The sequence below is a fragment of the Actinoplanes sp. NPDC051411 genome (genome assembly GCF_040682075.1).
Taxonomy (GTDB): domain Bacteria; phylum Actinomycetota; class Actinomycetes; order Mycobacteriales; family Micromonosporaceae; genus Actinoplanes.
Genome location: NZ_JBFBAD010000227.1, coordinates 1 through 10,357 on the forward strand (window position 1 = coordinate 1; position 10,357 = coordinate 10,357).

10 protein-coding genes are annotated in these 10,357 nt (G+C 72.3%); 8 read left to right on the plus strand and 2 right to left on the minus strand.

Annotated elements, in window-relative coordinates; genetic code table 11:
- Nucleotides 1–35 precede the first annotated feature (35 nt).
- Complete coding sequence (locus AB0M88_RS51710) at nucleotides 36–1,895, plus strand: M3 family metallopeptidase (RefSeq protein WP_364115494.1); 1,860 nt, start codon at nucleotides 36–38, stop codon at nucleotides 1,893–1,895.
- Here the strand turns inward: AB0M88_RS51710 and AB0M88_RS51715 are convergent.
- A complete protein-coding gene (locus AB0M88_RS51715; RefSeq protein WP_364115497.1) occupies nucleotides 1,892–2,353 on the minus strand; it encodes an SRPBCC family protein in 462 nt (153 codons plus the stop codon). The two genes, AB0M88_RS51710 and AB0M88_RS51715, sit on opposite strands and share 4 nt — an antisense overlap.
- Before the next feature lie 4 nt (nucleotides 2,354–2,357).
- On the minus strand, nucleotides 2,358–2,867 hold the full coding sequence (locus AB0M88_RS51720) for a MarR family transcriptional regulator (protein WP_364115499.1): 510 nt from the start codon (nucleotides 2,865–2,867) through the stop codon (nucleotides 2,358–2,360).
- 105 nt (nucleotides 2,868–2,972) lie between these two features.
- Here AB0M88_RS51720 and AB0M88_RS51725 point away from each other — a divergent pair, with 105 nt between their 5' ends.
- The 7 genes from AB0M88_RS51725 to AB0M88_RS51755 form a co-directional block, all read left to right on the plus strand.
- Complete coding sequence (locus tag AB0M88_RS51725; protein ID WP_364115502.1) at nucleotides 2,973–3,620, plus strand: NAD(P)H-dependent oxidoreductase; 648 nt, start codon at nucleotides 2,973–2,975, stop codon at nucleotides 3,618–3,620.
- A 47-nt stretch (nucleotides 3,621–3,667) separates the two neighbouring features.
- On the plus strand, nucleotides 3,668–5,419 hold the full coding sequence (locus AB0M88_RS51730) for a protein kinase (RefSeq protein WP_364115505.1): 1,752 nt from the start codon (nucleotides 3,668–3,670) through the stop codon (nucleotides 5,417–5,419).
- Nucleotides 5,420–5,487: 68 nt separating this feature from the next.
- The gene (locus AB0M88_RS51735; protein ID WP_364115508.1) at nucleotides 5,488–6,495 is read left to right on the plus strand and encodes an ABC transporter substrate-binding protein; all 1,008 of its coding nucleotides are present in this window, start codon (nucleotides 5,488–5,490) and stop codon (nucleotides 6,493–6,495) included.
- Entirely contained in the window at nucleotides 6,377–6,994 is a 618-nt protein-coding gene (locus AB0M88_RS51740) for an ABC transporter substrate-binding protein (RefSeq protein WP_364115519.1), read from the plus strand. The genes AB0M88_RS51735 and AB0M88_RS51740 overlap by 119 nt, the downstream gene beginning before the upstream one ends.
- Nucleotides 6,991–7,917 carry an ABC transporter permease gene (locus AB0M88_RS51745; protein ID WP_364115511.1) on the plus strand — a complete coding sequence of 309 codons (927 nt, stop codon included), beginning with the start codon at nucleotides 6,991–6,993 and terminating at the stop codon, nucleotides 7,915–7,917. Before AB0M88_RS51740 ends, AB0M88_RS51745 begins: the two co-directional genes overlap by 4 nt.
- On the plus strand, nucleotides 7,914–9,518 hold the full coding sequence (locus AB0M88_RS51750) for a dipeptide/oligopeptide/nickel ABC transporter permease/ATP-binding protein (RefSeq protein WP_364115513.1): 1,605 nt from the start codon (nucleotides 7,914–7,916) through the stop codon (nucleotides 9,516–9,518). The genes AB0M88_RS51745 and AB0M88_RS51750 overlap by 4 nt, the downstream gene beginning before the upstream one ends.
- Nucleotides 9,515–10,357, plus strand: an 843-nt coding sequence (locus tag AB0M88_RS51755; RefSeq protein WP_364115516.1) for an ATP-binding cassette domain-containing protein, incomplete at its 3' end; no start/stop codon positions are given. The genes AB0M88_RS51750 and AB0M88_RS51755, both read left to right, overlap by 4 nt.

Below are 10,357 nucleotides of genomic sequence, written 5' to 3' on the forward strand. Positions count from 1 at the left end.
CCACCCCCCGGGCGCGATTCCCCAACATCGGGGCTGTGCCCCCCCCCCCCCCCGCGCCGCGGGGCCGGCCCGCGCCCCCCCGCGCCCTCCAGACGGCCATCACGACGGGCAAGGTTTCCGGGCTCGCGCAGCTTGAGGCGTACGACGAAGCCTGCGCATCCCTCGTCGACGGCGCCCATCGCGCCAAGCTGATCCAGCAGACCGACCCGTCCGCGGCGGCGCGTTCGGCCGCCCGGCAGGCGGCCGACGAGTTGCACGAGGTTCTGCTTTCGGTGTCCCTGGATCCGTCGGTCTACCAGGCCCTGTCGGCGCTCTCCCCGGACGACCCGGTGGCCCGGCACTACCGGGACCGTGTGGTGCGCGACATGCGGCGTAACGGGCTCGACCTCGATCCGGACGCCCGCGCCCGCGTGCGGGAGCTGCAGCTGGTCCTGCACGGGCTGGAGCAGGACTTCGAGGACGCGATCCGCTCCGACGAGCGCTCGGCCGCCTTCCCGGCCGCCGACCTGGCCGGCATGCCCGCGTCCTACCTGGCCGCCCACCCGCCCGGCCCGGACGGCCTGATCGTCCTGACCACCGCGCAGCCGGACTACCTGCCGGTCCTGCGCTACTGCCCGTCCGCGACCGTCCGCGAGACGATGTGGCGGCTGTTCCAGGAACGCGGCCGGCCGGCGAACATCCCGGTCCTCGACCGCCTGCTGAAGACCCGGCACGAGCTGGCCCGGCTGCTCGGCTTCGACTCGTTCGCCGACTACACCGCGGCCGACAAGATGACCGGCACGTCGGCCGCCATCACCGCCTTCATCGCCTCGGCCGCCGACGCCTCGGCTTCCGGCGCCGCCTCCGACTACGCCCGGCTGCTGGAGTTCTCCTCGCGGTCCGAACTCGACCCCTGGGACGTGCCCTACCTGATCGAGCGGGTCCGGGCCACGTCGTACGGCTTGGACAGCCGCGACCTCCTCCCGTACTTCGAGTTCGGCCGGGTCAAGGCCGGCATCATGGCGCTGCTGACGTCGTTGTTCGACGTCCACTTCACGGAGACGTCCTCGGCGTCGGCGTGGCACGAGTCGGTGGAGACCTACGAGGTGACCGACGGCTCGGGCACGCTGATCGGCCAGGTGCACCTCGACCTGCATCCCCGCGCCGGCAAATACGGGCACGCGGCGCTGTTCGCGATGGACGCCGGCCGGGCCGGCCGGAGGTTGCCGTCGTGCGCCCTCGTGGCGAACTTCCCGGGTCCGGGCGACCTGATGACACCGGTCGAGGTCCGCACGTTCCTGCACGAGTTCGGCCACGTCATCCACTACGTCCTGGCCGGCCGCGGCCGCTGGTCGGGGCTGAACGGCCTGACCGTCGAGTGGGACTTCGTGGAGACGCCGTCCCAGCTGCTGGAGGAGTGGTTCGCCGACCCGCCGACCCTGGCGTCGTTCGCGGTCCACCACGAGACCGGCCGGCCGTTGCCGGCCGAGCTGGTCTCACGCCTGAAGGCCGCCGAGGCGTTCGGGCGGGGTCTGGAGACCCGGCGCCAGCTGGTGCTGGCCACGCTGAGCCATGACCTGCACACCGCCTCGGGGCCGTTCACTCCCCCGGCCGACATCGCCGCGGCGGCCCACCGCGGGCTGCTGCCCTACCGGCACGTGGACGAGGTCTGGCAGCACCTGAGCTTCCTGCATCTGGCCTGGTATTCGGCCTGCTACTACACCTACCAGTGGTCTCTGGTGATCGCGAAGGACCTGTTCACGGCCTTCACCGGCCCTGGGGTGGCCCGCCGCTACCGCGACCAGATCCTCGCGCCCGGCAGCTCGGCCCCCGCGGCCACCCTCGTGTCCGACTTCCTGGGGCGCCCGCACAACGCCGAGGCCTACCGGGCCTGGCTGTCCAGCCAGCCTGACTAGGCGCCAGGCGCGACCAGCCGGGCCAGGTTGGCCAGGGCCATCCGGGTGCCGGTCTCGTTGTCGGCCGGTGGGACGGCGTCGGGGATGCCCTCGTGGCGGATCGTGACCAGGGTGCCGGCGCCGGAGTCGGCGAGCGTCGTGGTCATCGTCATCGTGCCGCGCAGGGCCGGGTCGGCCGTCTCGAACTCGAACTGTTCGACCACCCGCTCGTCCGGGACGAGCGACAGGAAGCGCCCGTGGTAGGTGTCGGTGTGCTCGGCCGACTTGCCGGTGCTGTCGGGGGCGTCATAGGTCAGCGACACCCGGAAGCGGCCGCCCTCGCGGGCCTCGAACTCGTGCACGTGGCTGCGCATGCCGGCCGGCACCCGCCAGCGCGCGATCGCGTCCGCCTCGGTCAGGGCCCGGTAGACCGCGGCGCGCGGGGCGTCGATGTGGAGCGACTCGGACGTCGAATACATGGGGTCAGCCTATGACGCGGCCCGACCGGTCGATGCGGGGAAACATCGACAGCGGGTCGGCGCGTTCGACGATGCGGTCGCCGATCTGGTGCAGCTGCGCGACCTGGCCGGGGGCGAGGGCGTCGAAGATGTAGTGGCGTACGGCCGCGACGTGGCCGGGTGCGGCCTGCCGGACCGCCTCGAAGCCCTCGTCGGTGAGGATCGCGTTGATGTGGCGGCCGTTCTCCGGTGACGGCTCCCGGCGCACCAGGCCGCGCTCTTCGAGGCGCTTGACCACGTTGGAGAGCCGCGACTGGGAGCCGTTGACGAGGTAGGCCAGCTCGCTCATGCGGGTGGTGCGGCCCTCGCTCATCGACAGGTTGCTGAGCACGAAGTATTCGAACAGGCTCAGGCCGCTGTCGCGCTGGAGTTGAGCGTCGAGCGCGCCGGGCAGCTTGATCATCATCCCGGCCAGAGCCAGCCACGCTGCCTGTTCGCCCTTGTCGAGCCAGCGCGGCTCCTTCTCATCCGCCACCGGCCCAGCGTACTTGAGAGGTGAACGACGTCACTTCAACCTTGATTTCAAGCTTGAAGCCAAGCAGACTTTACTTCGCACAGCAACTAAACCGGAGGAACCCCCATGACCCTGTTCCGACTCGACGCCAGCATCCGCGTCGAAGGCTCGGCCAGCCGCGAGATCGCCGACATCGTCGAGCAGGAGTGGCTCGCCGCCCACCCCGGCGACCGGGTCGAGCGCCGGCACGTCGGCGTCGACGTGATCCCGGCGACCGCCTGGTCCGCCGCGGTCACCGCCGCCTACGTCCCGGCCGAGTCCCGCACCCCCGAGCAGGCCGAAGCCGTCGCTCTGGCCACCACGCTGGTCGACGAGCTGCTGGCGGCCGACGCGATCCTGTTCGCGGTGCCGCTCTACAACTACGGTGTCTCCCAGCACATCAAGACCTACTTCGACCTGATCCTGACCGACCCGCGGGCCAAGGAGTCGGCGCGCATGCTGGCCGGCAAGCCGGTCGTGCTGGCCACGGTGCGCGGCGGGGCGTACGGCGAGGGCACGCCCCGGCACGGCTGGGACCACTCGACGCCGTACCTGCGGCGCGTCCTCGGCGACATCTGGGCGGCCGACCTGACCGTGGTCGAGCGCGAGTTCACGCTGGTCGGGGTCGTGCCCGACCTCGACTCCTTCGCCGGCCTGGCGGCCGAGATGCACCAGGGCGCGCTCGAGGCGGCCCGCGAGGCCGGTCGCGCGCTGGGCGGCCTGGCCCGGGTTTGACCTGACCGGGCAGTTTGATCGGGCCGGGCGGCGGGCACCGGACCGGGATGGACGTTGGTCACACCATCGCGGGCCGGTACCACCTGCTCGAACGGCTCGGCACCGGTGGCATGTCGGTCGTCTGGCGGGCCTCGGACGCGGTCCTCGGCCGCGAGGTAGCGGTCAAGCTGCTCTCGGCCGGCGTGGCCGCCGACCCCGGCCTGCTGCACCAGCTGTACGCCGAGGCCCGCGCGGCGGCCGGCCTACGGCACGCCAACGTGGTCGAGGTCTACGACTACGGCGAGGCGTCCGGCCTGCCCTACGTGGTCATGGAACTGGTCGCCGGCCGCCCGGTGAACGACCTGCTCAGCGCCGGCCCGCTCCCGTGGCGGGTGGCGGTGCTGATCGCGGCCCAGGTGGCGGCGGCGCTGGCGGCGGCCCACGCCCGGGGCGTGGTCCACCGCGACGTGAAGCCGGCCAACGTGATGGTCACGGCGAACGGCGTCAAGCTGGTCGACTTCGGCATCTCGGCCGCCGCCGGCGACCGGGACAGCGATCCCGGCCTGGTCCTGGGAACCCCGGCCTACCTCGCGCCCGAGCGACTCGCCGGCGGCCTGGTGCGGCCGGCAACTGACGTGTACGCGCTGGGACTGCTCCTCTACATGATGGTCGCCGGCCGGCTCCCCTGGCGGGCGTCGACCACCACGCAGATGCTGCGCGCCCACTGGTACCAGGAGCCGGCGCCGCTCCCGGTCGTCGACGGGCTGCCGTCCGAGGTCGTCTCCCTCTGCCACAGCTGCCTGACCAAGGCCCCGGAGGAGCGGCCGTCGGCCGAGACCGTCGCCCACGCCCTGGCCGGCATAGCCGGACTGCCACTGGCGTCGCCGCTCTCCAGCCTCTTCGGAGAGCCGGCGGCGGCCACTGCGGGGGCGCCCCGCTCCGGCTTCGCGCCGCCGGCCGACCGGCCGGGCCCTGATCGCCCGGCGCCTGAGCGCTACATGCCGGCCGAACGCCCAGCGGCGGCCGAACGCCATGCCGCGGACGAGCGCCCAGCGGCCGGCGAGCGCCGCACACCGGCCGAACGCCCAGCGGCAGCCGTTTCGGCCGTGCCGCCCGTCGGGCCCACCGAGATCCTGCCGGCGCGCCCGGCTCCCACGCGGCCGGGCCTGCCCCGCCCCGTCTCGCCGGGCCTCAACTTCCGCCGTCCGGCCGTCCGGCGCACCGCGATCGCCACCGCCGCCGCGCTCGCGGTGACCGCGCCGGCCCTCGCCTGGTGGCTGTCCCGCCCGGACGCGCAAACCCCGGCCGCCGCGGCGGCGGGTCCCCTGTCGAGCGTGACCGCCGAGCCGATCCGCTGCACCGTCCGCTACGCCGTGCAGGACGTCGCCGACGGCCACACCTCGACCGCGCTGACCCTGGTCAACGACGGCACCGCGGCCGTCGACCGCTGGCGGCTCGCGTTCCGGCTGCCGACCGGCCAGCGGCTGATCCACGGCTCCAACGCGACCTGGCACCAGTCCGGCGCCGACGTCCGCGCCGACGGCCGGGTGCTGAGCCCGGGGCACCCGGTGACCACGACGTTCGAGGCCTCCTACGAGGACGCGACCACGCTGCCCGACGGCTTCACCCTCAACGGTGTCGCCTGCCGCTCCGACCTGTCGTTGCGCGGCCACACCACCCCGCCGACCACCGTCGCCGCCACGACGCGTGCCGCCCCACCGGCCCCGCCAAAGCCCGCCACCGACGACAAGCCGGCCAAGGGGCCCGGCCCCGACAAGGGCGGTCACGGTAAGGGAAAGGGCAAAGGCGGCGAGGGCTGAAGCTCCCGACATGTGACCCCGGTCACTTACCGAGGAGTAGCTTGGTTTTGCGTCGTAGCGTCCTCGCCATGCGAAGGTCGGTGCGTGTTCTGTCCGGATTGCTGGTGCTGGTCGCGCTCGGTGGGTGCGACGGCGCGGCCGGGTCGTCCGCCGAGAAGGGCGGCGGCACCCTCACCCTGGCCACTGCGGTGGATATCAACTCGTTCGCGCCCGCCGACTCGCGGGACGCCCATTATGTCCAGTTCTACCAGCCGGTCTACGACTCGCTGATCCGGATCGCGCCCGACGGGTCGTACCAGCCGATGCTGGCCACCGCCTGGCAGTACGACGCGGCCCGGACCGACCTGCGCCTCACGCTGCGCGGCGGGGTCAGCTTCACCGACGGGACGCCGTTCGACGGGAACGCGGTCAAGGCCAACCTCGAGGCGGTGGCCCAGGGCACCGGCACGTCGGCGCCCGCGTTCGCCTCGATCAAGGACATCACGATCTCCGGTAAGACCGGCGTCGACCTGCATCTGAGCCGGCCCGACCCGGGACTGATCCGGCAGCTCGGGCTGCCCGGCGGCATGATGGCCAGCCCCAGGGTGATCGGCACCGAGGCGCTCCGGACGACGCCGGTCGGGACCGGGCCGTACACGCTGGACGCCAAGGCGACCACGCGGACCGTGCAGTACACGTACATCAAGAACCCGAAGTACTGGGACGCCGGCGCCTACCCGTACGACAGGATCGTGCTCAAGCCGATCCTGGACGGCACCGCCCGGCTCAACGCCATCCGGTCGGGGCAGGTCGACGGCGGCATCGGCGACGCGACGACGATCGCGACCGCCAAGGGGGCCGGGCTCAAGGTGCTGCAGTCGCCCGGGCCGGGGTTCCAGGGGCTGTTTCTTCGACCGGGCCGGCAAGATCGTGCCCGAGCTGGCCGACGTGCGGGTACGGCAGGCGATCAACTACGCGATCGACCCGAAGGCCATCCTCGCCACGCTCTCGGACGGCAAGGGCACGCTGACCGGCCAGGTGTTCAACCCGAAGTCGAACGGCTGGGACGCCGCACTGAACGGCGCGTACGCCTATGACCCGGCCAAGGCGAAGGCGCTTCTCGCCCAGGCCGGCGCGGCACAGGGGTTCACGATGAGCATGCCGGTGCCGGTCTATCCGAACCTGCAGCCGCTGCTCACCCAGCAGCTGGCCGCGGTCGGCATCAAAATCAACTGGGTCAACGTGCCCAACGCGCAGACCAACGACCAGTACCTGTCGGGCAAGTTCCCGGTCGTCTGGTATCAGCTGCAGTCGAGCGACCCCTGGCAGGGCATCAACTTCTGGGGCACGAGGTCGGCGCCGTGGAACCCGCTCCACAATGACGACCCGGCCATCGACCAGCAGATCACGGCCGTCCAGCAGAGTGGCGCCGAGCCGGCCGAGCTGCACAGACTGGCCAAGCTCTACATCGACAAGGCGTGGTTCGTCCCGGCCTACTTCCCGGACGCCGTCTACTTCACCTCGGCCAAGGTCGACGCGACCCCGCAGGCGCTGCAGATCGTCCCGTCGATCGCGAACTACAAGCCGGCGAAATGAGGCGGTTCGCCACCGGCGTCGCCCTGATTCTGATCCTCGCCACCGTGACGTTCTTCCTCCTGCGGATCGGCGGCAGCGACGTCGCCCGCACGCTGCTCGGCGAGAACGCCACGCCCGATCAGATCGCCGCCAAAACCGCGGAACTCGGCCTCGATCGGCCGCTTCCGATTCAGTACGCCGGCTGGCTGTCCCACGCCCTGCGCGGCAACCTCGGCACCTCGTGGCTGAGCAACCAGCCGGTCACCACCTCGATCCTCGACCGGCTGCCGGTGACCCTCTCGCTGGCGCTGACCAGCGTGGTGCTGACCGGGCTGCTCAGCGCGCTCCTCGGCGTGCTGGCCGCGACCCGGCGGGGCTGGATCGACCGGTTCCTGCAGGTGCTCGCGGTGGCCGGGTTCGCGATGCCGGGCGCCTGGCTGGCCCTGCTGCTGATCCTGCTCGCCGCGATCCGCCTGAGGTGGCTGCCGGCGACCGGATATGTCCCGCTGGCCGAGTCCCCCACCGGCTGGGCCCGGTCGCTGATCCTGCCCGTGCTCGCCCTCTCGGTCAGTGCCGTGGCCTCGACCGCCCAGCAGGTACGGACGGCGATGATCGCGACGCTGGACCAGGACTACGTGCGTACGCTGCGGAGCCGCGGCCTGGGCGAATGCAGCGTGGTCTGGAAGCACGCCCTGCGCAACGCCGCGCCGAACGCGCTGACGGTGCTCTCGTTGCACTTCATCGCGATGCTCGGCAGCACGGTGGTGATCGAGCAGATCTTCGCGCTGCCCGGCATCGGCTCGCTGGTGCTGCAGGCGACGGTCGGCGGCGACAACCCGACCGTGCTCGGCGTGGTGATCGCGATGGTCCTGGTCGTGGTGCTGGTCAACGTCGTCCTCGACCTGGTCAACGCGGCCCTGAACCCGAAGGTGCGGACGAGATGAGACGACTGCTGCGCAACCCGCTGGCCGTGGCCGCGCTCGTGGTCCTGCTGTTCGTGCTGGTCGTAACCGTGTTCGCGCCCGTGTTCGCCCCCGACGACCCCAACCGGGTGATCGCCGGCCTGGCCCGGGCGAACCCGTCCGCCGCGCACTGGATGGGCGGCGACGGCGCCGGACGCGACGTGCTCTCCCGGCTCTGCTTCGGCGGCCGCACCACGCTGCTCGGCGCCGTGGTCACGCTGGTCGTGGCGATCCTCTGCGGGGTGCTGGCGGGGCTGGTCGCGGGCTACTTCGGCGGCTGGTTCGACGGGCTCGGCGGCTGGTTCGCCACGATGCTCCAGGCGATCCCGGGGCTGGTCCTCCTGATGGCACTGATCGCGGCGGCCGGCCCGCGTACGGTCCCGGTGATGGCCGTCTTCGGCGTGCTGCTCGCCCCCGGGTTCTTCCGGCTGACCCGCACCGCGGTCCGGCAGGTCCGCGGCGAGCTCTACCTGGACGCGGCCCGGGTCTCCGGGCTGCGCGACGCCCGGATCGTCCGCCGGCACGTGCTGCCGGTGATCCGCACGCCGATCATCATCCAGGCGTCGATCAGCGCCGGCATCGCGGTGCTGATCCAGACCGGTCTGCAGTTCCTCGGGCTCGGCGACACGACCGTGGCGAGCTGGGGGCAGATGCTGGCCGACGCGTTCACCAACATCTATGCCGCGCCCTATCTCGTGCTCTGGCCCGGGCTGGCGATCGGCCTGACCGTGGCCGCGCTGGCCGTGCTCGGCTCGGCGATCGGCGACGAGGCCACGGCCGTGCCGCCGCCGGTCCGGCGCCGGGAGATCGGCACACTGACCGACGGACCGATGCTCCGGGTGACCGGCCTGACCGTCAGTTACCAGGACCGCCGGGTGGTCGACGACATCTCGTTCGCGATCGGCGCCGGCGAGGTCCTCGGGCTGGTCGGGGAGTCGGGTTCGGGAAAGACCCAGACCGTGCTGACGATCCTCGGGCTGCTGCCCGCCACCGCCACCACGACCGGCACGGTCGCCGTCGGGGGGCGCGGGCGGCGACTCGGCGGCCGGATCGCGTACGTTCCGCAGGAGCCGATGTCCAACCTGGACCCGTCCTTCACGATCGGAGCGCAACTCACCGAGCCGCTGCGGGCGGTGGCGAAGATGTCCCGCGCTCAGGCGCGGCGGCGGGCGCTGGAGCTGCTGGAGAAGGTCGGCATCGGCGATCCGCGGCGGGTCTACGCCAGCTATCCGCACCAGATCAGCGGCGGCATGGCCCAGCGCGTGCTGATCGCCGGAGCGGTCGCCGGCGAGCCGGACCTGCTGATCGCCGACGAGCCGACCAGCGCACTCGACGTCACCGTCCAGGCCGACATCCTCGACCTGCTGCGCGACCTGCAGAAGGAACGCGGCATGTCGATGCTGATGGTGACCCACGACTTCGGTGTCGTGGCCGACATCTGCGACCGGGTGGCGGTCATGCGGCACGGCCGGATCGTCGAGCAAGATGACGTACGCGCGACGTTCGCCCACCCGGGCCACGACTACACCCGCACCCTGCTGGAGGCCGGTTTGCACGACACCGCACCGAGGCCCGCGCTATGAGCGACCCTCAGACCGCCGACCTGCTGGCCGTCGAGCATCTCGGCGTCGACTATCCGGTCCGCGGCCGCGGAAAGGAGCCGGTGCGGGCGCTGCGCGACGTGTCGCTGACCGTCCGGCCGGGCGAATGCCTCGGCCTGGTCGGCGAATCCGGCTCCGGCAAGACCACGCTCGGCCGCGCGATCCTCGGCCTGGTCCGGCCGTCGTCGGGGCGGATCGTCTACGACGGGCAGGACATCACGTCGCTGCCCAAGAACAGCAGACGGGCGCTCAGCAGCGAGATCCAGGTCGTGTTCCAGGACCCGTACAGCTCCCTCAACCCGGCCCTGCCGGTGGCCGCGATCCTCGCCGAACCACTCGAGGTGGCCGGGGCGAGCCGGGCCGAGGCCCGCGAGCGCATCCGGCAGGTCCTCGACGACGTCGGCCTGCCGCCGGACACCGCGGGGCGGCTACCCCGGGCGTTCAGCGGCGGCCAGCGGCAGCGCATCGCGATCGCCCGGGCACTCGTGCGGCGGCCCCGGCTGGTGGTGTGCGACGAGCCGGTCAGCGCGCTCGACCTGTCGACCCAGGCCCGGGTCCTCGACCTGCTGGTCGACGTGCAGCGGCGGACCGGCGTGGCCTACCTGTTCATCTCGCACGACCTCGACGTGATCCGCCACGTCAGCCACCGGGCGGCGGTGCTGCGGCACGGCGAGATCGTCGAGTCCGGCCCGGCCGACGACGTGACGCGGCGGCCGCACCACGCGTACACGAAAAGGCTGATGCTCTCCTCGCCGGTCGCCGACCCCGACCGGCAGGCCCGGCGGCGCGCGGGGCGCCGCCCCCCCCGAAAGGCGGCCGGA

Bases quoted from the DNA above. Each gene is read 5' to 3' on its own strand.
- AB0M88_RS51745 (WP_364115511.1), top strand. From the start codon at position 6,991: ATGAGGCGGTTCGCCACCGGCGTCGCCCTGATTCTGATCCTCGCCACC.
- AB0M88_RS51725 (WP_364115502.1), top strand. From the start codon at position 2,973: ATGACCCTGTTCCGACTCGACGCCAGCATCCGCGTCGAAGGCTCGGCC.
- AB0M88_RS51735 (WP_364115508.1), top strand. From the start codon at position 5,488: ATGCGAAGGTCGGTGCGTGTTCTGTCCGGATTGCTGGTGCTGGTCGCG.
- AB0M88_RS51750 (WP_364115513.1), top strand. From the start codon at position 7,914: ATGAGACGACTGCTGCGCAACCCGCTGGCCGTGGCCGCGCTCGTGGTC.
- AB0M88_RS51730 (WP_364115505.1), top strand. From the start codon at position 3,668: ATGGACGTTGGTCACACCATCGCGGGCCGGTACCACCTGCTCGAACGG.
- AB0M88_RS51715 (WP_364115497.1), bottom strand. From the start codon at position 2,353: ATGTATTCGACGTCCGAGTCGCTCCACATCGACGCCCCGCGCGCCGCG.